This is a genomic window from Barnesiella sp. (assembly GCF_022723415.1).
Taxonomy (GTDB): Bacteria; Bacteroidota; Bacteroidia; order Bacteroidales; family Barnesiellaceae; genus Barnesiella; species Barnesiella intestinihominis.
On the sequence record NZ_JAIJHU010000008.1, the window covers coordinates 39,967 to 61,959 of the forward strand.

Annotated in this window: 21 protein-coding genes; 11 read left to right on the forward strand and 10 right to left on the reverse strand. The window is 44.8% G+C overall.

What is annotated here, in order from left to right; all coding sequences use genetic code 11:
* From QVD32_RS03095 to rsmH, 7 genes are read right to left on the reverse strand one after another with little or no spacing between them, the layout of a single operon-like run.
* A complete protein-coding gene (locus QVD32_RS03095) occupies window positions 1-1,284 on the reverse strand; it encodes an FtsW/RodA/SpoVE family cell cycle protein (RefSeq protein WP_021892387.1) in 1,284 nt (427 codons plus the stop codon).
* An 11-nt stretch (window positions 1,285-1,295) separates the two neighbouring features.
* Complete coding sequence (murD, locus tag QVD32_RS03100) at window positions 1,296-2,639, reverse strand: UDP-N-acetylmuramoyl-L-alanine--D-glutamate ligase (RefSeq protein ID WP_021892388.1); 1,344 nt, start codon at window positions 2,637-2,639, stop codon at window positions 1,296-1,298.
* A gap of 13 nt (window positions 2,640-2,652) precedes the next feature.
* Window positions 2,653-3,918: a phospho-N-acetylmuramoyl-pentapeptide-transferase gene (gene mraY / locus QVD32_RS03105; RefSeq protein ID WP_046411154.1), complete on the reverse strand. Its 1,266-nt coding sequence runs from the start codon at window positions 3,916-3,918 to the stop codon at window positions 2,653-2,655.
* Window positions 3,919-3,942: 24 nt separating this feature from the next.
* Window positions 3,943-5,406 (reverse strand): UDP-N-acetylmuramoyl-L-alanyl-D-glutamate--2,6-diaminopimelate ligase, encoded by a 1,464-nt coding sequence (locus QVD32_RS03110; RefSeq protein WP_021892390.1) that lies wholly within the window; start codon window positions 5,404-5,406, stop codon window positions 3,943-3,945.
* Between the two features lie 15 nt (window positions 5,407-5,421).
* Complete coding sequence (locus QVD32_RS03115) at window positions 5,422-7,491, reverse strand: PASTA domain-containing penicillin-binding protein (protein WP_021892391.1); 2,070 nt, start codon at window positions 7,489-7,491, stop codon at window positions 5,422-5,424.
* A complete protein-coding gene (locus QVD32_RS03120; protein WP_021892392.1) occupies window positions 7,475-7,837 on the reverse strand; it encodes an FtsL-like putative cell division protein in 363 nt (120 codons plus the stop codon). The genes QVD32_RS03115 and QVD32_RS03120 overlap by 17 nt, the downstream gene beginning before the upstream one ends.
* 2 nt (window positions 7,838-7,839) lie before the next feature.
* A complete protein-coding gene (gene rsmH / locus QVD32_RS03125; protein ID WP_021892393.1) occupies window positions 7,840-8,754 on the reverse strand; it encodes a 16S rRNA (cytosine(1402)-N(4))-methyltransferase RsmH in 915 nt (304 codons plus the stop codon).
* 225 nt (window positions 8,755-8,979) lie between these two features.
* Between rsmH and glsA the strand changes: the two genes are divergently transcribed.
* The 3 genes from glsA to QVD32_RS03140 are packed head-to-tail and all read left to right on the forward strand — an operon-like array spanning window position 8,980 to window position 11,901.
* The gene (glsA, locus tag QVD32_RS03130; protein ID WP_040296344.1) at window positions 8,980-9,807 is read left to right on the forward strand and encodes a lyso-glycine lipid O-acyltransferase GlsA; all 828 of its coding nucleotides are present in this window, start codon (window positions 8,980-8,982) and stop codon (window positions 9,805-9,807) included.
* Between the two features lies 1 nt (window position 9,808).
* Window positions 9,809-10,756, forward strand: a complete 948-nt coding sequence (gene glsB, locus QVD32_RS03135; RefSeq protein WP_008863185.1) for a glycine N(alpha)-acyltransferase GlsB — start codon at window positions 9,809-9,811, stop codon at window positions 10,754-10,756.
* Between the two features lie 38 nt (window positions 10,757-10,794).
* Entirely contained in the window at window positions 10,795-11,901 is a 1,107-nt protein-coding gene (locus QVD32_RS03140; RefSeq protein ID WP_118687080.1) for a WG repeat-containing protein, read from the forward strand.
* A gap of 12 nt (window positions 11,902-11,913) precedes the next feature.
* Here QVD32_RS03140 and QVD32_RS03145 read toward each other — a convergent pair whose 3' ends face one another.
* The 3 genes from QVD32_RS03145 to QVD32_RS03155 all read right to left on the reverse strand — a co-directional run bounded on the left by QVD32_RS03145 (window position 11,914) and on the right by QVD32_RS03155 (window position 14,929).
* Window positions 11,914-12,621, reverse strand: coding sequence for a GIN domain-containing protein (locus tag QVD32_RS03145; RefSeq protein ID WP_008863183.1), 708 nt, complete (start codon window positions 12,619-12,621; stop codon window positions 11,914-11,916).
* 11 nt (window positions 12,622-12,632) lie between these two features.
* Window positions 12,633-13,625, reverse strand: a complete 993-nt coding sequence (dusB, locus tag QVD32_RS03150) for a tRNA dihydrouridine synthase DusB (RefSeq protein WP_118687079.1) — start codon at window positions 13,623-13,625, stop codon at window positions 12,633-12,635.
* A gap of 80 nt (window positions 13,626-13,705) precedes the next feature.
* A complete protein-coding gene (locus QVD32_RS03155; protein WP_118687078.1) occupies window positions 13,706-14,929 on the reverse strand; it encodes a M16 family metallopeptidase in 1,224 nt (407 codons plus the stop codon).
* 183 nt (window positions 14,930-15,112) lie between these two features.
* Here QVD32_RS03155 and QVD32_RS03160 point away from each other — a divergent pair, with 183 nt between their 5' ends.
* From QVD32_RS03160 to QVD32_RS03195, 8 genes are all read left to right on the forward strand, one after another.
* On the forward strand, window positions 15,113-15,658 hold the full coding sequence (locus QVD32_RS03160; protein ID WP_118687077.1) for an LOG family protein: 546 nt from the start codon (window positions 15,113-15,115) through the stop codon (window positions 15,656-15,658).
* Window positions 15,659-15,675: 17 nt separating this feature from the next.
* Window positions 15,676-16,239, forward strand: coding sequence for a cob(I)yrinic acid a,c-diamide adenosyltransferase (locus tag QVD32_RS03165; RefSeq protein WP_040296291.1), 564 nt, complete (start codon window positions 15,676-15,678; stop codon window positions 16,237-16,239).
* Between the two features lie 62 nt (window positions 16,240-16,301).
* Window positions 16,302-16,523, forward strand: a complete 222-nt coding sequence (locus tag QVD32_RS03170; RefSeq protein WP_008863178.1) for a DUF2795 domain-containing protein — start codon at window positions 16,302-16,304, stop codon at window positions 16,521-16,523.
* 202 nt (window positions 16,524-16,725) lie between these two features.
* Window positions 16,726-18,084, forward strand: coding sequence for a tyrosine-type recombinase/integrase (locus QVD32_RS03175; protein ID WP_118687076.1), 1,359 nt, complete (start codon window positions 16,726-16,728; stop codon window positions 18,082-18,084).
* Window positions 18,085-18,144: 60 nt separating this feature from the next.
* Window positions 18,145-18,813 carry a hypothetical protein gene (locus QVD32_RS03180; RefSeq protein ID WP_118687075.1) on the forward strand — a complete coding sequence of 223 codons (669 nt, stop codon included), beginning with the start codon at window positions 18,145-18,147 and terminating at the stop codon, window positions 18,811-18,813.
* A 235-nt stretch (window positions 18,814-19,048) separates the two neighbouring features.
* Window positions 19,049-19,381, forward strand: coding sequence for a helix-turn-helix domain-containing protein (locus QVD32_RS03185; protein WP_118687074.1), 333 nt, complete (start codon window positions 19,049-19,051; stop codon window positions 19,379-19,381).
* Complete coding sequence (locus tag QVD32_RS03190; protein ID WP_118687073.1) at window positions 19,374-20,873, forward strand: DUF3987 domain-containing protein; 1,500 nt, start codon at window positions 19,374-19,376, stop codon at window positions 20,871-20,873. The genes QVD32_RS03185 and QVD32_RS03190 overlap by 8 nt, the downstream gene beginning before the upstream one ends.
* Window positions 20,866-21,894 (forward strand): DUF6371 domain-containing protein, encoded by a 1,029-nt coding sequence (locus QVD32_RS03195; protein WP_118687072.1) that lies wholly within the window; start codon window positions 20,866-20,868, stop codon window positions 21,892-21,894. The genes QVD32_RS03190 and QVD32_RS03195 overlap by 8 nt, the downstream gene beginning before the upstream one ends.
* Window positions 21,895-21,993 lie beyond the last annotated feature (99 nt).

Consider the following 21,993-nt stretch of genomic DNA (forward strand, 5'->3'; position numbering starts at 1 on the left):
CTATGCTAAATTGGTAGGATTCGCAGCCTGCAAGTCCTCCGGTAAATCGTTTTCTTTCTCTGTTTTTATTTTCTTTCCGGAATCTTTCACCGCATAACGGCTCACGCTCAACATCACACCGAATCCGAAACTCATCATCCAAATCGAAGTTCCCCCCTTACTAATCAATGGTAACGGTTGTCCCGAAACCGGGAAAACCCCCACGACGATAGCCATGTTGAACAAAGCCTGCAACACGATCATTACCGCCATTCCCATGACCAGCAATGCCGGGAAAGCCCTCGTACACCGGCGAGCTATCAAACCGGCACGAGCCAAAATCATCAAATAAGCTACCAAAAGGCCTATACCACCGACGATAAATCCCAAATCTTCTATGATAATCGCATAAATATAGTCCGAGAACGCCAACGGAAGCCGAGACGATTCCCTACTGTTACCGGGTCCCACTCCGGTAATTCCACCGTGAGCCATAGCCATAGCCGCCCGATGTTCCTGCAAGTTCTTGTGCGTAGTCTCTTTTTCATACTCGGGAGTAGGGTCGAAAAAGTCTTTCAAGCGGCTTTTCCAAGTCGATGACCGGACGATCACCTTATCTCCCTCGTTTCTATCCTGTACCGTTACCTCCTGCGTCTCCGGCTGTGCTTTTACTTCCGTTATCAAATCTTTCGCCTGCATGACAGCCAAAGCCAAGACCACATACACCAATAAGATACCGAACAATTTATAAAATTCGACACCCCCGATCAGCATCATGCAGACACTTATCCCGATAAATAGCAACGTGTTGGTCAGCCCCTGAGTAAACAGCAAAGCGCTGAATATCGTCACCAGACCGACCACCCATAAAACGCCCTTCATATTTACCCCGCGCTTTATCTGGGTCTTCGCCAAAACGGTCGCCATAGCCAACACAATCGTAACTTTGGCTACTTCCGAACCCTGTAAAGATACTCCCAATACCGAGATCGTACGTTTTGCCCCGTTAATCGTATCCCCCCAGAAAAGAATGCTCACGAGAAGAACGATCGTCAAAGGTATCATCAGATAGGCCAAGACCTTAAACCATTTATAATGTATCTGGGAAGTGACATAAGTAATGACAAAGCCGGAGAAAAGAAGCATGATATGTTTGATGATGGGAGAATATACGTCACCACCCGTAATCTCCCGGCTTATCGCACTGTAAACCTCGACAACCGAAACGATATACAAGATGATAATGATACCCCAAATGTAAGGGTCGCTTCTCCTTTTCTCTTTTTCCGATACTTCTATTTCCATAACGATAACGGTTATAAAGCTCGAACACAAGCCTTGAACTGGTCACCCCTGTCCTCATAACTTTTGAACAAATCGAAGCTGGCGCAACAAGGCGACAGCAGAACCGTATCGCCCGGAGTAGCCAAAGCAAACGATTTATCCACAGCCTCTTTCATAGAGCTCGCCTCGGTTATATAAGGTACTTTTCCCTCGAAAAAAGCATGGAGCTTACTATTGTCCACACCCAAAAAGACTAAGGCTTTCACCTTGTCCCGAACCAATTGCTCTATCTCGGAATAATCATTTCCTTTATCTTTTCCCCCTAAAATAAGTACCACAGGTGTTTTCATGCTTTCCAGAGCATACCAGCACGAATTAACATTCGTAGCTTTCGAATCATTGATAAATTGTACACCCCGCACCGAAGCCACCCGTTCGAGACGATGCTCTACCGACTCGAAATCGCTCAATGCCTTGCGAACATACTCTTTCTTCACATTCAACAGGCAGGCCGAAAGACCGGCTGCCATCGAGTTATACAAATTATGCCTTCCATGTAACGACAGTTCATCGGTCTCCATCGTCAACTTTTCCTCAGGAGTATCGATCGTCAAAGCTCCGTCTTCGGTGTACGCTTGCGTCCCCGGCTCGTGAGTTTCGGCAAACGGGTATCGCTGCGACTTCAAAGGCAACTGCGATAATTTCTCGGTAATCACGGGATCGTCATTCCAATAGATAAACGCATCGTCTTCCGTCTGATTTCGAATAATCCGAAACTTGGCATCGACATAGTTCTCCATTTTATAATCGTACCGGTCCAGATGATCCGGTGTAATGTTCAACAAGATAGCTATATGGGCTTTGAAATCATACATATTATCCAACTGAAAACTACTCAATTCGATGACATAATAATCATAGTCGCAAGTCGCTACCTGCAAGGCCAGACTTTTCCCCACATTACCGGCAAGTCCCACTTTCAATCCGGCACTTTTCAGAATATGATAAGTCAACAGTGTAGTCGTCGTTTTCCCATTGCTCCCGGTAATGCAAATCATGCGGGCACGAGTATAACGACCGGCAAACTCTATTTCCGAAATAATAGGAATATTCTTTTCACGTAAAGCCGCTATCATGGGAGCCCTATCGGGAATACCCGGACTCTTGACCACCTCGTCGGCGTTCAATATCAAATCCGGGGTATGTTTCCCCTCTTCAAAGGGGATTTCATATCGATCGAGCTGTTCTTTGTATTTATCTTGGATAACCGACATATCCGAGACAAATACATCGAACCCTTTCACTTGGGCAAGCACAGCGGCTCCGACACCACTCTCTCCTGCACCCAACACTACAATTCTTTTTTTCTTTTCCATTTTAGAACCCTTTCTATCGCATTTTCAGCGTCACTATCGTAATGGCTGCAAGCATGATGCAAACAATCCAGAAGCGAACGACGATCTTCGACTCCGGCACAGCTTGCAACGGTTTTTGTATCAAAGCGTTGATTCCTGCATTACCCGGTTTTTGAAAATGATGATGCAAAGGCGTCATCTTGAAAACCCGACGACCCTCTCCGTATTTTCGTTTCGTAATCTTGAAATAAGCGACCTGTATCATTACCGACAAATCTTCCACAAAGAAAATCGCACACAAAATCGGAATCAACAACTCCTTATGTATACAAAGAGCGAACACGGCAATAATACCGCCCAACGTGAGGCTACCCGTATCGCCCATAAACACCTGAGCCGGGAACGCATTATACCACAAAAAACCGATTGTCGCCCCCATAAAAGCGCTGGCGAAAACGACCAGTTCCTCGCTCCCCGGTATATACATGATATTCAAATACGATGCGTACGCTATATGCCCCGACAGATAGGCCAATATGCCCAATGTCAAACCCATGATGGCCGAAGTTCCCGTCGCTAAACCGTCGAGACCGTCTGTCAAGTTCGCGCCGTTCGAAACGGCTGTCACCACAAAAATCGTAAGCAATATGAAAATAACCCAACCACCGGTCTGGGCATGTTCGCCCAAAAACGGGACCAAATCGGCATAATCGAGATTATTATTCTTGAAAAAAGGAATGGTCGTCTGGGTAGACTTGATATTTTCCGATTCATATTTTACCACTTCGGTATCTGCTCCCGGCGTTTGCACAGCCACATTCTCGCGAATAACTACATCTGGACTCAAAAACAGCGTCAATCCCACGATAAGACCGAGTCCCACCTGTCCGACTATTTTAAATCGCCCGTGCAACCCCTCCTTATCTTTCTTGAACACCTTGATATAGTCGTCCAAAAAACCTATGGCTCCCAGCCAAACGGTCGTAATCAACATCAATATCATGTAGATATTTCCCAGTCTCCCGACCAACAAACAAGGTATCAATATAGCGATAATAATGATAATCCCACCCATCGTAGGCGTGCCTTTCTTGGACATTTGTCCTTCCAACCCGAGATCACGCACGAGCTCTCCGATTTGCAAAATTTGCAGCTTATTGATAATACGCCGGCCGATAATGGTAGCAATAAACAAAGCCAAAATAAAAGCGACCCCAGACCGGAAAGATATGTAGGAAAACAATCGAGCCCCCGGAAAATCGAATGAAGATTCAAGGTATTGAAACAAATAATACAGCATACTCTTTCTATTTCACAGTTATTATTAAATTCTCTCTTCCGCGAACAATTTTTCCACTTCTTCCTTATCGTCGAAATGGTGTTTCACCCCCTCTATCTCCTGATAGTCTTCATGCCCTTTGCCCGCAATCAAAACGACATCGCCCGGTTGGGCAAACTGCGTAGCCGCGCGAATCGCTTCCCGGCGATCGACGATAGCGAGAGTTTTACGACGCTGTTCGGCATCGAGGCCCTCCAACATATCGTTCAATATATCGTTCGGGTTTTCGAACCGCGGATTATCCGATGTCAATATTACCCGATCGCTCAAATTCACCGCTTCCCGAGCCATCATGGGTCGTTTCCCTTTATCCCTGTTTCCACCGGCTCCCACAACCGTAATGATATGTCCTCTATTTCCCAAGACGTCACGAATGGAACTCAACACATTGTTCAAGGCATCGGGAGTATGAGCATAATCCACGATAGCGGTATAACCTTTTGAAGAATGAAGAGTTTGGAACCTTCCGGCGACAGGAATCAATAAACTCATCTTTCGTAAAACTTCTTCCGGCTCCTGTCCCAACAAACAAGCCGCTCCATAAACCGCCAGTAAATTATAAGCATTGAATTTACCGACGAACATCACTTCCACCTCTTTCCCGTTTATTTCCAGAGTCATGCCGTCGATACGACTTTCTATGATCCGCACTCTGAAATCGGCCAAAGTCCGCAACGAATAAGTATGCTTTTCAGCTTTGGTATTCTGCAACATAACTAACCCCGACTTATCGTCGATGTTAGTCAAAGCGAATGCTCCTTTGGGTAACCCGTCGAAAAACGATTTTTTAGCTTTCAGATAAGCCTCGACGGTTTTATGATAATCGATGTGGTCTCTCGTTAGATTCGTAAAAATCGCCCCGTTGAAATCGAGACCGACTATGCGATGTTGCGCAGCCGAATGCGAACTTACCTCCATAAACGCATATGCGCAGCCGGCATCGACCATTTCACGAAGTAAACGATGCAGGTGTAAAGGGTCGGGGGTCGTATGAGTTGCAGGAACAGCGATGTCGTCTATATAATTGCAAACGGTAGATAAAAGACCGACCTTGTACCCGAACAGACGGAACATTTCATACAGCAATGTCGCCGTAGTCGTCTTCCCGTTCGTCCCGGTGACACCCACCAGTACCAACTCTTTCGAAGGATTTCCATACCATGCCGCTGCCAACAAACCGAATGCGACCGCACTGTCTTCCACTTTCACATACAACACTTGCGGCTCCGACTTTTCGGGAAACTCTTCGCAAACAACGACAACAGCCCCCTGTGCAATAGCTTGGCCGATAAAATCATGACCGTCGACCGAAGCTCCCCGCACCGCAACAAATAAGTTATCTTTCTTTACCTGACGAGAATCCGATTCCACTCCCGAGACTTCTGTCACGACCGCCCCTTTGCGTTCCACCACCTTAATTCCCGACAATAAACATTCCACATTTTTCATATCATCGATATCCTTCTATTTCAATTTTAAAATTACCGTCGTACCGGGTTGTATGACTTTTCCCGAAGGGATAGACTGCTCTACCACCTTTCCCCGACCTTGTATATTTACATTCAATCCTTCACGCTCCAATATATACAATGCATCTCGCGCACCCATACCGCAGACATCGGGCATACTGTCGCAATAGACCTCCATATCGCGACATTGGGTCACATCTCCCCGAACTCCCAAATGCTGCAATACTTGCCTTGTCTCTGCAATATCCCCCTTTAAAATAGCCGGACTCCGAACGCTCGTCGAATCCGAAGGTATATCCATAGGCACATCGAGGCGACCCATGGAATAAAGCGTCTCCGCTATCTTCTTCAAAACGCCGCCACAATAGTAACCGGCCGAAGGCATACCCGGCAAATTGGGCTTTCCTAAAAGAACGATACACGAGTACTGCGGATTTTCATACGGGAAAAAACCGCAAAAAGTGATTCGATAACGAGTCTCGTATTTCCCGTCGGAACCTATCGTTCTCACCGTTCCTGTCTTCCCGGCTATGGTCACTTTTTTCGAACGAGCCCGACGACCGGTCCCGTCATCGTCATTTACGACCGCATATAACATATTTCTCAATGCTCTTGCCGTTTCGGGTTTACATGCCTGTTTTCGGATATAACTAATATCGAAGACCGTATCGGTTACCCCGTCCCGAATCAACTCTTTTACCAATCGGGGCTTCACGAATTGCCCGTCGTTAGCGATGGTATTATACAATGCCAACGTATAAATGGGAGGTATTTTTGTCGTATATCCATACGACATACGAGTCAGGTTAATACGATCTTGCACCGTCGATTTCAAATGTCGTATCGTAGGACGGGCCGCCCCCGGTATGCAAAGATCGAACGGTTCCATAAAACCCGACTTATAAATGCGCTGTACAAATTCATCGGGATTACGTTCATATCCTCGCAGTATAATTTCCGACAGACCTATATTGGAAGAATATTTCATCGCTTCGGTAGCGGTCATCGAAGCCCTACCGTGCGTATCGGTTATGGGTCGGACTTTCATTCCCGCCGGATAACGGAAAACTCCATCATGCCCGTTTACGACATCATGGGGACGGATAACTCCGTCGTCGAGTGCTACCATCATCGACAAAGGTTTAACCACCGAACCCGGTTCATAACCTTGCACGGCATTATTCACAGTTTCTACATATTCCCCTCCGGGCAATCTCGACAAATTCGACATGGCCTTTATATCACCCGTCGCCACCTCCATCACTATGGCAACGGCAAACTCCGGCTGTGTCTCTTCGATGGTCTGCAATAAAGCCTGCTCCGTTATATCCTGTATATCCACATCGATAGTCGTCTTCACATCGAGTCCCCGCCGAGGAGGTTCGGCCACCCAATCGACCATACCCGACGGAATCTGTTTTTTCACGGTTTTACCCGGAATACCATATAACAAAGAATCCAATGCTTTTTCCAATCCGCTGTTTCCGTGAAAAGTCTCGTCCAGCCCTCCGATGGCACGCGAAGCCATCGTTCCGTAAGGCTTCTCTCGTTTGACTATTTTCTCCCGCTCGGGGTCTATATGAAATCCCGAATACTGAGTCGAATGCCGTAAAAAGGGAAACGTCTTCAACAGTTCGTAATCCCTTCCCGTAATTTCCCGAACCAATACGAAATAACGTTTTTTTCTTAAAAAAGCAGTTCGCATAGCCTTTTCATAAGCGGCAGGAGTCCTTTCGGGGAAATATTTTCCCAATAGTTTACACAACGTTTTCAGACTGTCATTGAACTCTCTGGACTTGAATTTGGGAACGCCGAAATCGATTAACGCACGATAATAAGTCATGTTCGTAGCCATCACTTCGCCGTTTTGAGCCAAAATATCGCCCCGCTCAGGCATTACCTCATGAGTGACAGAAAGCATACGTGCGGCTTTCTCGTTCCATTTATCAGCATGTATAATACATGTATCGGCCGCTTTTTTCACAATAGCGACACTGAACACGAGCACCCCGACAATCACCAGAGCATACCGCAACAATATGTGATTTCTATTCCTTGTCTCCATCTTGCGGTATTAATTTTACGGGAGGAGTATCTGGTATTTCAAGTCCCAATTTATTTTCATTGACAAGGGCGATAATTCTGGAATGACGCACCAGCCCCATATAGCGGGCTGTGGCACGCACTCGCTCCGTCTTGGCATTAGACAATTCAAAACGTAAATCTTTAATGGTCTCGACCTTTGTCTGACAAACATATCGGTTAGCGATCGACAACCAAACAAGGAAAACGACCGAAGCGATAAATACCCAATGAGATCTGAAAAAATCCAAAGAGAATATACGCCCCTGTACAAGCAATTTCAGATATTTGATAAATCCGCCTTTCTCGTTTTTCCCTTTTTTAGCCATATCTATACCTTCTCTGCGATTCTCAGTTTAGCGCTCCGCGACCTCGGATTCCGTTCTATTTCCGCTTCATCGGGAACAATTACTTTATTGTTGACCGGCCGAAGAGGAGCATTTATCCGACCGAAAAAGTCCTGTTCGGCACGCCCCTCCACATTACCCGTCTTCATAAAATTCTTGACCATGCGATCTTCCAACGAATGGTACGTAAGAACCACCAATCGGCCGCCCTGCGGAAGTAACTCTACCGACTGTTCCAACAACCGGCGCAGACTTTCCATTTCTTGGTTTACCTCTATCCGCAAAGCCTGAAACAACTGAGCCAATTCCTTTTTTTCCTGCTTCCGATTGATATAAGGCCGCACTACCTCCAACAATCTCTCCGTCGTTTCTATGGGAGCCGATGACCGAGCGGCAACAACTGCGGCCGCTATACGCCGAGCGCTCTTCAATTCACCATACAAAAAAAACAAATCGGCCAATTTTTCCTCGCTACATGTAGCTATCAATTGAGCCGCCGTCTGTCCCGAACGTCGATTCATTCGCATATCGAGAGGCCCTTCGAAACGAAAGGAAAATCCCCGGTCCGAATCATCGAAATGGTGAAAAGAAACTCCCAAATCGGCTAAAATTCCATCGACTCGCTCCACCCCGTAATAACGCATGAAGTTTTTCAAAAACCGGAAATTGCTATGGACAAACGTAAATCGAGGATCATCGAGGCTATTCTGCCGGGCATCTTCATCTTGGTCCAAAGAAAACAAACGTCCACATTCGCCTAAATGTCCTAAAATGGCACGAGAATGACCGCCCCCGCCGAACGTAACATCGACATAAGTTCCACCCGGCTGGATATTCAATCCGTCGATACATTCTTCAAGCAGTGCGGGCACATGATATACAGCCGATTGCAACTCCATTTATCTATCGTTCTTCAACTTTGTTTTTTCGCAGGGTAAAGATAGAAATTAATCCCTAATCCAAAGGTGCTCTTTTTGACTTTTTTTCTGTATTTCTTTAAATCGACATGGCTCTCGCAATCATCAGAAACAACTCTGCGATTCGACTCTCAAACAAAAACATCTCGCAAACTCACAAAAACAAAAAAAAATACAGTAATTTTGTATGCACTTTTTACAAATGATATGAGTTCTGAGCCTTTAAAAATCGACATAGAAAAAGTCGTCAAGGAGAAAGCTCCGAAATATGCAAAAAAAATTCCGGGATTTCTTTTTCGCTACCTTGAACGCACAATCCACCAAGACGAAATAAACTATATTCTCAAAACATATAAAGACAGTACCGGTGTAAAATTCGCCGACGATTTGCTTTCTTATATGAACGTGCATATCAATGTGATAGGGAAAGAAAATATCCCGCCCGAAGGTCGTTTCATTTTTGCATCGAATCACCCGTTGGGAGCCCTTGACGGAGTCGCGCTCATTCGTTTCTTCGGACATTTTTACAGCGGAAAAATTAAATTTCTCGTCAACGATCTTCTCATGCATATCAAACCTTTGGCGCCCGTGTTTCTACCGATCAACAAATACGGTTCCCAAGCCAAAGAATCCAGTCTGCAAATCAATAATGCTTATGAATCGGACGAGCAGATGCTCATTTTCCCGGCAGGCTTGTGCTCTCGGCTGCAACACGGGAAAATAAAAGATTTGGAGTGGAAAAAAACATTTATCGCCAAGGCCGTTCAATCTCAACGAGACATCATTCCCATCTACTTCGAAGGACGAAATTCCACTTTTTTTTATCGATTTGCGCAAATACGTAAATGTATCGGATTAAAATTTAATATAGAATTGATATATTTGCCCGACGAAATGTTTAACAGCAAAAACAAGACATTCGACATATACATTGGCAAACCTATCCCGTGGCAAACTTTCGATAAATCGAAAAGTTTGCAAGAATGGGCCCAAATCGTTAAAGAAAAAGTCTACCAGATAAAAAAGAATCAATAGCATGGAACCCATTATTGCGCCCGTTGATAAAGAACTTATCAAAGCAGAACTAACCCCGGACAGATTTATGCGGGATACTCGCAAGGGCGGAAATAAAATATATATCATCGATTGCAATAATGCTCCCAATGTTATGAGAGAAATCGGGAGGTTGCGCGAAATAGCATTCCGTTACCCCGGAGGCGGCACTGGATTACCGCTCGACATAGACGAATTCGATACTATGGACCCGCCTTGCCAACAACTCATCGTATGGAATCCCGATGCCGAAGAAATCATAGGAGGATACCGTTTCATCGTAGGAGAAAATATTCGTAACGACGAAATGGGGCGACCCCGTATCGCAACATCTCATTTGTTTGAATTTTCTCAGAAGTTCTTACAGGATTATCTGCCCCATACAATCGAGTTAGGCCGTTCTTTCGTTACGCTCGAATACCAATCTTCGAGAGCCGGTGCGAAAGGATTATTCGCTCTCGATAACCTTTGGGACGGATTAGGAGCGCTGACCGTAGATTATCCTCAAATAGAATACTTTTTCGGGAAAGTAACCATGTACCCCACTTACTCTCAAGAGGGACGAAACATGATACTCTATTTTTTGAACAAACATTTTCCCGACCCCGATCGTCTCGTTTGGCCTAAACACCCGTTACAAACCGACACCGACGAAGAAAAAATGAGCAAATTGTTCATTTATGACGACTTTAAAGAAGACTACAAAATTCTAAATCAAGAAGTACGCAAACTCGGGTATAACATTCCGCCGTTAGTCAACGCCTATATGGGATTATCTCCCACGATGAAAATGTTTGGTACAGCCATTAACGACGAATTCGGAAACGTTGAAGAGTCCGGTATCCTCATCGCGATAAAAGATATTATCGCAGAAAAGAGAAGCCGATATATCGAAACCTACGATAAACTTCCGCCGATAAAAATATCATAGATGATATTATACTTAATCGGTGAATAAACATATTCGCCATGAAATATTTCCATTTCATACCTGCTGCATGCATTTTCTTGTTTTGTCAATGCGGAGGACAAGATTCTCATTTCCTGTCCGATACCAAATACATACCTGTGTTTAGCGAAGATTCCTGTCAATACATAGACCACGGAGACAATTTGCATTTTACCGGAGCATATTCCGATGCCTCCCTGTTTTACGACAATATGGCGCTAATATGCAATCAATCGGATAAAAAATGGGGATATATCGACGATTCCGGTGAACTTCAATATCCGGCGGTATATACCCGGGCAACTATCTTCAACGAAAACCGGGCTTGGGTAGTACGACCCGACGAAGCCCCTTGCGCCATAGATACGAAAGGGAGACTGCAACTAACTCTCACCCGTGCTTCGAAGGTCATGATTTTTTGTGAAGGAATGGCAGCTTTCGCCCAAAAAGAGAAAAAAGGAGAACGATGGGGATTTATCGACAAATCGGGAACACCCGTTATTAAACCGCTCTATAAAGATGTAAAACCGCTCTCATCGGGTCTTGCCGCAGTTAAAAACGAGCAAAATCTATGGGGGTATATCGATTCCAAAGGGATTGAACGAATACCGGCGCAATTCTCGTCGGCCGAGTCTTTCTCAAAAGAAGGGCATGCGGTTGTCCGGTCCGCCAAATCGGGACTGTTTCAAGTCATCGATACCAAAGGCGATACTCTGTGGACGATCGAATGCGATGCTCTCATCTCCGACGGGAATACCTTTCGGATAAAGAAAGATAAAAAATGGGGGTGGTGCGACAACAAAGGAAACATATTTATCGAACCACGATTCGAAGACAGTGAATCTTTTGGAAACACAGACTTGGCCCCTGTCAAAATACGAGGGAAATGGGGTTATATAAACCGTAAAGGCGAATGGAAAATAAAACGGCAATTTTCCAAAGCATTTCCGTTTTTCGATGGCTTGGCCGTGGTACAAACCGGCACAGTATACGGGTTAATAGACCCGGACGGACATTTCCAAATCAACCCTCAATACGACCGTATTTCCGAAGACTACATTTATCAATCGATCGGGAAAGGCTCGGCATTCACACTGGTAGAAAGCGATCACGCCCGATACAAATAAAACCTTCGCAACTTATTTTCCCTCCAACGAACGGACAGATAACTCTCCCAGAGAAAGTTTCTTGATTTCGGGGGTCCCTCGATAATACACTTCACCGTTTCCGGTAGCCTTTGCCGTCAATTTCTGGGTAGCATGACACCCGATTACTCCTACCCCCCGGATTCGACAGGTTACATCGCGAGCGGTTAATCTATCGGCTTCTATCTGCCCTGCCCCGGTCACAGAAAGCTCAGCTTCTCGGCATTTACCCGTCAGCGAAATTTTTCCTTTGCCGGTCAATACAGATGCTTTCACAATGCCATAATCGATTTGCGGAGCCGAAATAGAACCGTTTCCCAGTACTTTGGCCTGAAACGCCGCTCCCGATATAGGCGAAACAATCTGTATCGATCCCAATCCGTTATTTTCAACATACTCCAAAGCCGTGGAATAAACGATAATAGCACCCTGCATCTGCTCTTTATCCGACGAGCCTTTATACTTAATCGTCAACTGACCTTTTTTCGATACACATTCGACATGAGAAATATCCTCGGTCGATGCCATTATCACGATAACACCGGCCGAATCGGCACTCTGACGATAAGACACATCGAAATTGTTATATACCTTCATCTTATAAAAATCATCTACCGAAAGCTGTTTCACAGAAGTTTCTACTGCCTGCAATGCGGTAAGAGACATCGATAAAACCGCCAATATACTCCATACCTTTTTCATATCTCTCTTTTTTATATTTGTTCTGGTAAAATATCACATTCTATCTTATCGAGAATAGCAGTCAATTCATCGACCGTATTCGCTTGTAACATGGCTATGCGAGTATCCCTGAAATTCGGAATGCCTTTAAACAACGGCGTCGCCGCCAAATGTCTGCGAATATGCAATATGCCCCGGCGTTCGTCCAACCGAGCCACACTTTCACGCAACTGCCTCCTCAAAACCGACATCTTCTCGTGAATCGAAAGAGGAGGTAAAAGCTCGCCCGTCTCCAAATAATATTTCATCTCCTTGAAAATCCACGGACAACCGAAACTCGCCCGACCCACCATAACGGCATCGACCCCGTAACGATCGAATCGCTCTTTGGCAATTTGGAGAGTCGTCACATCTCCGTTTCCGATAATGGGGATACGCATGCGAGGATTGTTTTTTACCTCTCCGATCAAAGTCCAATCGGCTTCGCCCGTATACATTTGGCTGCGCGTACGTCCATGTATGGTCAAAGCAGCAATGCCGCAATCCTGTAACCGCTCGGCCAAATCGACGATAATCTTCGAATCATGGTCCCAACCCAACCTCGTTTTTACCGTCACCGGTATTTTCACGGCATCGACCACGGCTCGGGTAATTTTCAACATCAACGGGATATCCCTCAACATACCGGCTCCGGCGCCTTTGCCGGCTACCTTTTTTACCGGACAGCCGAAGTTTATATCCAATACGTCGGGATTAGCCTCCTCGCAACGACGAGCCGCATCGACCATCGCATCGACAAAACGTCCGTAAATCTGTATGGCGACAGGTCTCTCCGCATCCTGTATGCTCAATTTTCGCATGGTACTGTTGATATTCCTTACCAAAGCATCGCTCGACACGAACTCCGTGTAGACCATATCGGCTCCGAATTCCTTACACATCAAACGGAAAGACTCGTCCGTGACATCTTCCATCGGAGCCAATAACAAAGGATACTTGCCAAAATCGAGATTACCTATTTTCATTCAAAATATAATATTTGAAAATACGAATATACAAAAACTCCACACTTCATCTGCCCGAAATTGTAAAAATTAACCACGCCTTACTCATAAATTAACATAGACAAACGATCCTCCGACAACAACTCGTTAGCGACTTCCAAAATATCATCGGCCGTAATCCGCTCCATCAAAGACGCAATCTCCTCCAAAGAATCGAAACGACCGTAACGGAGGAAACTCTTTCCCAAAGCCAACGCCACATTCTCCGAATGATCGGTAGAAACCTCTATCTGCCCCATAAACTGACGTTTGGCCGCAGCCAACTTTGCCGGCGAAAGCCTTTGCTCTCTAACCCTTTTCAACTCCCTCTTCACCAAATCGATACATCGCTGAGTATAACGATGATCCGTCCCGAAATAAACTGTAAAAAGTCCCGTATCGGTATACGAAGTTACAGACGATTCCACCGTATAGACATACCCTCTCTTTTCCCGGAGGCTCACATTCAACACGCTGTTCATGCCCGGGCCACCCAATAAATTATTCAACAACAGCAACGGACGGCGACGTTTGTCGAACAAATCATACGCCCTCGCCCCTATAATGACGTGCGACTGATGAGTATCACGGCTCACCGTCCGGGAAAAAGATTCGACAAACGGTTGCAACTCACGAGACAACTCTTTCTTAGGACGGCATAAATGACCGAAATAGCGCTCCGCCAGCCCCCTCACCCGATTGAAAGATGTCGAACCCATAAAAAAGAATACCATATTTTCGGGCGTATAATAATCCGTCAGGAAACGACGGGCGACGTCCGATGTGATTCGAGTCAAAGAATCCACGTCTCCCAAAATATTCCGGCCCAAAGAACACCCCTCGAAAAGAGATGACTCGAACTCGTCGTAAATCAACTCCGAAGGCGTATCCCGATAAGAGTTTATCTCGTCGACGACGACCTCACGCTCCTTGCACAACTCTCTCTCCGGGAACTGAGAATCTGCGACAAGGTCGCCGAGTAACTGCATGGCACGAGCCAGATGAGCGCCGGGGAAAACAGAATACACCACCGTCTCCTCTTTCGACGTATAAGCATTCAACTCACCGCCGACAACCTCCATGCGGTTCAAAATATGCGAAGCACGCCGATGAGTCGTCCCCTTAAAAATCGTATGTTCCACAAAATGAGCCAATCCGCTGTAACCCTCGTCCTCGTCGCGAGTCCCGGCATTGACAGTAAATCCGCAATACGAAACCGCCGATTGCGTCGGTCGGTAAATCAGACGGAGACCGTTCGGTAAAGTATGTGTTTGAAATTCTTCCATAAAATATCCCTGTATTAAAGAGGTGCAAAGATAGCGCAAGTCAAGAGTAAGAACAAGTTCACTTGATTATACCGAGACGCAGCCTATTTTCGCAGCATGCAAAAATAGTGCAAGTCGAGAAGAGAAACAAGTTTATTGAGTTATACCGAATTTTCATTACCTTTGAAAGAAAAACAGAAACACATGCAAAACATTACCATTTTCTGTTCTGCATCAGACACGGTCGCTCCGATATATAAAAACGAAGCCGAAACAGTAGGACAATGGATAGGAACACACCACAAGACATTAGTATACGGAGGGGCCAACGGAGGCCTCATGGAAATCGTCGCTAAGGAAGTCCGCGACAATGGAAGCCAAGTACTCGGCATCATCACCCGGCATATCGCCGAAATGGGTCGATCCAGTCAACAACCCACCGACCTCGTCACAACCGACAGCATGGGTGAACGTAAACGGCTGCTCATCGAGCGAGGCGACATACTCGTGGCCCTTCCCGGCGGAATAGGGACTATCGACGAACTTTTCGACGCCCTCACGACAAAAATGCTCGGCACACACGACAAACCCGTTATCATCTGTAACACACAAGGTCTGTTCAACCCATTGATTCAGCAAATAGAACTGCTGCGCAAAGAAAATTTCTTGCGATACGACCGTCCGGATCTTTACCACATCGTACCGGATGCCAAAACCTGTTGCGAACTTCTCGAACGATATAACCGTTAATACCCAAAAACGAAGATATGAAAAAAAGCAACCTATACACAATGACCGGAGATAAAGGCACGACATCGTTAGTAGGAGGACAACGTACCACCAAAAACGATCCGAGGCTCGAAGCCTATGGAACCGTCGATGAACTCAATGCCCACATAGGTCTCCTTCGACAAACAGGAAATCGGTCCGAAGACGATGCCCTGCTCCTCTTCATTCAAAATAAACTCTTTGTCATCGGCTCCTATCTCGCCACCGACACGTCCTTCACACAACTCCGAGAAGCCAGCCGCCTTTGTCCCGAAGACATCGCTCGGATAGAAGACCGTATCGATACATTGGATGCGACCGTTCCTCCGCTCCATGCATTCCTCCTACCCGGCGGAACCGCCGCTGCCGCCCAAGCACACATCTGTCGAACCGTTTGCCGTCGAGCCGAACGCCGCATCTGCCAAGTAGCTCAAGAAGTTTTAGTCGATGAAAACATCATGAAATTCATCAATCGTCTGTCAGACTACTTTTTTGTTTTAGCAAGATTTAACAATTACACTGCAAAACAAGACGAAATTTTCTGGGATAAAGATTGTAAATGAAAATAAATAAATTACTTTTGCGAAAATTTTATAGGAGGACTTAACGTTAAATTTTTATCACTATGTACTGGACATTAGAATTAGCATCGAAACTCGAAGACGCACCTTGGCCTGCGACAAAAGAGGAATTGATTGACTACGCTATGCGTTCCGGGGCGCCTCTCGAAGTTATTGAAAACTTGCAAGAGATGGAAGACGAGGGGGAAACCTACGAATGCATCGAAGATATTTGGCCCGATTACCCCAGCAAAGAAGACTTCTTCTTTAACGAGGAGGAGTATTGACGCTTTTCGAATAGATTAAACAATTAAATATCAGCGCGATAAACAATGAAAATTTGTTTGTCGCGCTGGTGTTTTAGGGTGTTTGATAGTGCGGTTTGTTTGTCTAAATTGCGGTTTTTCTTCTCAAAAACGGAGTTTGTTTGTCTAAAATTCCATATCTTTGTTTCTCCTCAGGAATATTGCTAAAAGGAGGAAAAAGCGTATGGGAAGACCGAAAAGACTATATCCGTTGGGCAAATATCGACTTCGTACACCAAAAGAAGTTGATAAAGATAAAGCCTATCCTGTCGAGTTGGAATATACTTGGAACAGGCAGATAATCCGTAAGACTACAAATGTCTTTGTCAAGGTTGCAGACTGGAATCAGAACGGCAATCAGGGACGGGGTGAAATCCGTGCAAGCTATGGTGGTGAGTTCAAACGACTGAACCAACTTCTGCTTGCACGTGTCGAACGTATAGATTCGCAGCTTGCCGAGTATAACGAAAAACATCCGAACCAAATTACAGCGGATGTCGTTTCCGGTTTTCTTGCAGACAAGCCTCTTGCACGTCGTGATCAGGGAAAAGATTTTGTGGAGTTCACATTGGAACGTCTTTCTTCGGATTATTCAAGGAACAGAATCGGTAGAAGCCGATACGAGAACGGAAAGAGTTGCATGAACATTTTTCAGGCTTTTTTACGGGCAACCAAACAAGGCACATACCGTTCGGACGCAATATATGTAGGTGATATGACACCAGAACTATTGGACAGTTATATCGTTTGGCGCAAAGAAATCAAACAGAATAGCGATGCGACAATTAATCATGCCTTGACACCGATATTGAAAGCGTGTGCATACGCGAGTGAAATGAGCATGATAGATCCAGCCGTGAATGCAAGGATTCAGGATATGCGTATCGTTACAAAAGTTTCACTTTCAGAGGAAGAGGCTGAGTTTGACGGGAAAAGCCTGACTAAAGAGCAAATGTCTGCTCTTTTAGAATATTACAAAACCTGTCAGGAACCACGTAGAAGGGAATTTTTAGAAATGTTTTTCTTTGCGTTCCACGCTTGCGGACTTCGTGTGGTGGATGTGATGACCCTGCAATGGAAACATATCGATTTTGCCCGGAAAAAGTTGCGGAAGATTATGATAAAAACAAACAAACGTCATGTGATTCCTCTGACTGAACCTGCATTGCGCATATTGCAACAATGGCAGGAAAAACGTGCAGGATGTCGGTATGTATTTGACCTTGTGAAAGAAACTTTGGATTTGGATGATGCGGAGGCTCTTTATAAGGCTCGTAATAATGCGACTAAATGTATCAATCAGTCGCTGGCGGTCGTGGGAGAGCAGATTGGGCTACCTTTCAGTCTTTCAATGCATGCGGCCAGACATTCGTTTGCGGTCTTTGCCCTGAATAAAGGATTGTCAATGTCTGTAGTAAGTCGATTGCTTGGTCATGGTAGTACGGATGTAACAGAGAAAGTCTATGCCCGTTTCTTGCCGGAAACCTTGTCTGCTGAAGTGGCTCGACTGAAAGACGAGTTAACTCCGCTTGAAATAATATGATTTTTAGAATTTATGGTATTGAGATAATTAGTTTTTGTTTCTATGTAATGTGAAATATTTATGCTACAAATAATATTCTTGGTTATAGGTCTTTGTATTATCGTTCTTGCATTGTCCTTTGCTTTCAAAAGATATGCAAGGCTGATTCTTTGGTCAAGTGCAATTACCTTGTTTGCCGGTACGCTATTGCTTGTCGGAGTCGGTGTGATAAATCCGATTGATGGAGATAATACTGGCTCTACAACGTTTTGGGGTACTATCATAACATTGATTTCAGGTGCGGCTCTTGCCTTTTGCGCTGAAATGCTGAAAGAGGGAAATAAGGGAAAAATAAAGGTGCAAAATGGCAATTCCTCTGTTTCGGAGGAACAGTCAGTATGTGACGAAGGGGCTGTTGTCTTGACAGGAATGTTGAATACGGAACTGGCTGTTAAAGTTTTTGCGAAAGCGATAGAGACTGGTTATATGAGCGAAAAAGGTTCCCATTATAAGTGGAATGATTCCAAAGTTCTGCTGGCATATATGTGTGGGCGAATATATTGTGGAGACAAGCCTGTATATTCTGATATGGACGAGAAGTCATTCTGGAAATTCGGCAGATTGGGGGTCTTTCCTGATACGGAACTGAGCCACTTGTTTGAAATGCCTGATTTGGGGCAGTCCCGGTCGAATAGGAAAGACCTTGTCGTTCCTGCAAAATCCAAGGAAATCGATAAGTTTTTTGAGTAGCTTGATAGCTACTCTTTTTGTTTATAATCAATGCTTTAATTCCCAATTCTAATATTATCTAATACAATCCTAACTTCGGTCTAATTCATTAGCCTAATCCATCCTAACTTCCTAAGTGCTAATGACTCTCTACCTTCGCTGCCGTTATGGTCGATGTGCACAGTCGTGCCATAACATAAACCCGGCTTACAGTCCGAGTGTGCATCAGGAAGGTTAAGCCATAATACGAAAAACTATGGCTAAGAAATTAGATGGAGAGAAAAATCTATGTGAGAGGGAATTGCTTGAGAAGATTCTCGGCATAGTAGAAAAACAGTTGCAATTACCACCTCCAAGTAAGACAGGTGGGTGCTGTCTCTATGACAACAAGTCTTTGATGGAGAAATTGAACATCAAAGAAAAGTATCTGAAAAAGTTGCGAGACAACGGCTATCTCGGCTACTCGCGTGAAGGTGATAAATACTGGTACACGCAGGAAGACGTGGACCACTTTCTGCGTCGTTTCCATTATGAAGCTTTCGCTATTGGCGATGAACTTCCAAAGCAGGAAGGAGGTGGCTATGTTTGACACCATTCATTTGACCAACATGCTTCGTTCTGAAGTGGAAGGCATTCCGGAAACAGGTCTTCCGTTGGATGCCTTCCCGGACAAGATACAGGAGATTATCCTGAACCTTGCCAGATACGAAAATTTCAATGTGGAATATACTGCGTCTATTGTTCTTTCTGCTGTTGCTACTGCAATAGGCAACTCTTGTCATATCCGTATAAAGGGCGAGTGGAAAACTTGCCCATCCCTTTATATGATGTTGGTCGGTCGTCCTGGGCTTGGGAAAACCCCTCCTCTCGGTTTTATATATAAGCCTATTAATGAGTATGATGACCGGCTGCATGAGAAATATAACGAGGAATGCGACGAATATGAAAGATCCATGTCGGCAGGCAAGCACGGAAGTGACAGGGAAGAACAGTTGCTCAAGAAACCGAATTTTGTAACGACAGTCATTTATGACTCTACTCCAGAGGCGATGATGAATATTCATCAGCATAATCAACGTGGGATAACATTGGTAGTTGATGAAATTCTGGCTTTGTTCAATTCCGTCAAAAGGTACAACAGCAAGAACAACCTCATTGAAGACCTGTTGACAGCTTATAGCGGACAGCCGTTAAAGATTATCCGCAAATCAGAATCTCGTCCTGTTCTAATCAAGAATCCATGTATAAATGTCATCGGTTCAGTACAGACAAATATGCTGCAGGAAGTCTTCCGTGCAGAGTTCCTTGCCAACGGATTGCTTGACCGTTTTCTGTTTGTCTATCCCAAAAACAGGAAGATATCGGGATGGAGACGAGAAGAACGGAATACAGTCCGTCCTGACATCATGAATCAATGGAGGACAATAATCAACAGAATCTTCAGTATCCCTTGCGTTCTTGATGATAAAGGTGCAACGTTAAATCCCCGGATTCTTACAATGTCTGACGATGCGGAAGAATGTTTTTACGAGTGGTATAATGGAATTATCGATGCTGTAAATGCTATTGAGGACGATGCCGATGTTGAAAGTCGCAAGATGAAACTCAACGGGCATGTCGCGCGTCTTACCCTATTGTTTCAGGTGATGAAATGGGCTACTGATGAAGGAGATATGCAATACGTGGAGTTGGATTCTGTGAAAGCTGCAATCCGTATGATTGATTATTATGAGGAAACATACGAGAGAATTCGGGAAACCATTGTCATGAACAGTATCGGTGAAACAAAGGAAGCTTGGCTATCCTTATTGGAAGATAGGTTTACTTCCGGGGATGCTGTTATTGCTGGTAGAAAAGTTGATATGTCCAGACGTACTGTCTATTATGCGCTTGACCAATTGTGTCGGCTTCAGCACCCTGTTATAGAAAAACTTCAGCATGGAGCCTATCGCAAGCTTATGACGGAAAACACTGATGCACCTTGCACTATTGCACTTTCTTCTTGCCAAGATACCGTGCAATCTGCTCAAAGTGCAAAAGTGCATAGTGCAACCACACTAAAATCAGAGAACCATGAGTGAATACAGATTCCATTTACAGAAATATAGGTTCGGAAGCAAGACTACTTGTCCGGAGTGTGGTAAAAGCCGATGTTTTGTCAGGTATGTTGATGAACAGGGCAGCATTATCTTTCCCGGGAATGTCGGAAAGTGTGACCATGAGAACAGTTGTGGCTACCACTATACACCTAAGGAATACTTTAAGAATAACCCTGATGTGTTTGAAATGAATGAGAATGCTGGCAAGTCACTCCAATATGCCTCTTATAAGTTGATAAATAAAACTCCAGTTTGTATTGTCCCTTCGCATATTCCGTTATCTTATGTGTTAAGGAGTCTGTCGCATTATTCAATCAACCCTTTATATCAGTATTTCTGTCATGTATTTGGTGAAGATGAGACAACCAGATTGTTTGGAATGTATCGCATCGGGACGTCTTCAAAATGGGGAGGCGCGGCGGTTTTCTGGCAGACAGATATAAATGGACAGGTAAGAACCGGCAAGGTAATGTGCTATAATGCTGAGACAGGCCATCGGGTTAAAGAGCCTAAGGCTTTTGTCAGCTGGGCGCATTCCGAGTTGAAGTTGCAGGATTTTCATTTGAAGCAATGTCTGTTTGGAGAACATCTTCTGAAAAATTCATCGTCTCCGGTAATGCTGGTGGAAAGTGAAAAGACCGCTGTTGTAATGAGTCATTTTATCCCCGATTATATATGGCTGGCAACAGGTGGAAAGAACGGTTGTTTCAACAGTGAAGCTATGCAGGTTCTCAAAGGCAGGGAGGTTACTCTCATCCCTGATTTAGGAGCAACCGAACAATGGAACGCGAAGTCCGCTTTATTATCTGGCATTTGTAAAAAGGTTACTGTCTCTGACATTCTAGAACGTACAGCTACTGAAGAACAACGCAGTCAAGGGTTGGACATTGCAGATTTCTTTCTCTTTTCACCGTCCAAACGTCAAATACTTCAACTGATGATACAGCGTAACCCTGCTTTGCAGTTGCTCATTGACGGACTGGATCTGGCATTGGTGGAGTAATCCGAAGTCTTACTTCGGGAATTTATAAGAAAGTCCATAACACAATAAGGACTTTTTGCCTGACAGCAATAAAGTTCCTCCGGCATCCGGCAGAATCCG

Coding starts and splice junctions, on each gene's coding strand:
- QVD32_RS03165 (WP_040296291.1), top strand. CDS start 15,676: ATGAAAAAAAGCAACCTATACACAATGACCGGAGATAAAGGCACGACA.
- murD (WP_021892388.1), bottom strand. CDS start 2,639: ATGGAAAAGAAAAAAAGAATTGTAGTGTTGGGTGCAGGAGAGAGTGGT.
- dusB (WP_118687079.1), bottom strand. CDS start 13,625: ATGAAAATAGGTAATCTCGATTTTGGCAAGTATCCTTTGTTATTGGCT.
- QVD32_RS03180 (WP_118687075.1), top strand. CDS start 18,145: ATGCTACAAATAATATTCTTGGTTATAGGTCTTTGTATTATCGTTCTT.
- glsB (WP_008863185.1), top strand. CDS start 9,809: ATGGAACCCATTATTGCGCCCGTTGATAAAGAACTTATCAAAGCAGAA.
- mraY (WP_046411154.1), bottom strand. CDS start 3,918: ATGCTGTATTATTTGTTTCAATACCTTGAATCTTCATTCGATTTTCCG.
- QVD32_RS03190 (WP_118687073.1), top strand. CDS start 19,374: ATGTTTGACACCATTCATTTGACCAACATGCTTCGTTCTGAAGTGGAA.
- QVD32_RS03185 (WP_118687074.1), top strand. CDS start 19,049: ATGGCTAAGAAATTAGATGGAGAGAAAAATCTATGTGAGAGGGAATTG.
- QVD32_RS03110 (WP_021892390.1), bottom strand. CDS start 5,406: ATGAAAAATGTGGAATGTTTATTGTCGGGAATTAAGGTGGTGGAACGC.
- QVD32_RS03145 (WP_008863183.1), bottom strand. CDS start 12,621: ATGAAAAAGGTATGGAGTATATTGGCGGTTTTATCGATGTCTCTTACC.
- QVD32_RS03095 (WP_021892387.1), bottom strand. CDS start 1,284: ATGGAAATAGAAGTATCGGAAAAAGAGAAAAGGAGAAGCGACCCTTAC.
- glsA (WP_040296344.1), top strand. CDS start 8,980: ATGAGTTCTGAGCCTTTAAAAATCGACATAGAAAAAGTCGTCAAGGAG.
- QVD32_RS03175 (WP_118687076.1), top strand. CDS start 16,726: ATGGGAAGACCGAAAAGACTATATCCGTTGGGCAAATATCGACTTCGT.
- QVD32_RS03195 (WP_118687072.1), top strand. CDS start 20,866: ATGAGTGAATACAGATTCCATTTACAGAAATATAGGTTCGGAAGCAAG.
- QVD32_RS03170 (WP_008863178.1), top strand. CDS start 16,302: ATGTACTGGACATTAGAATTAGCATCGAAACTCGAAGACGCACCTTGG.
- QVD32_RS03155 (WP_118687078.1), bottom strand. CDS start 14,929: ATGGAAGAATTTCAAACACATACTTTACCGAACGGTCTCCGTCTGATT.
- QVD32_RS03160 (WP_118687077.1), top strand. CDS start 15,113: ATGCAAAACATTACCATTTTCTGTTCTGCATCAGACACGGTCGCTCCG.
- QVD32_RS03140 (WP_118687080.1), top strand. CDS start 10,795: ATGAAATATTTCCATTTCATACCTGCTGCATGCATTTTCTTGTTTTGT.
- QVD32_RS03115 (WP_021892391.1), bottom strand. CDS start 7,491: ATGGAGACAAGGAATAGAAATCACATATTGTTGCGGTATGCTCTGGTG.
- rsmH (WP_021892393.1), bottom strand. CDS start 8,754: ATGGAGTTGCAATCGGCTGTATATCATGTGCCCGCACTGCTTGAAGAA.
- QVD32_RS03120 (WP_021892392.1), bottom strand. CDS start 7,837: ATGGCTAAAAAAGGGAAAAACGAGAAAGGCGGATTTATCAAATATCTG.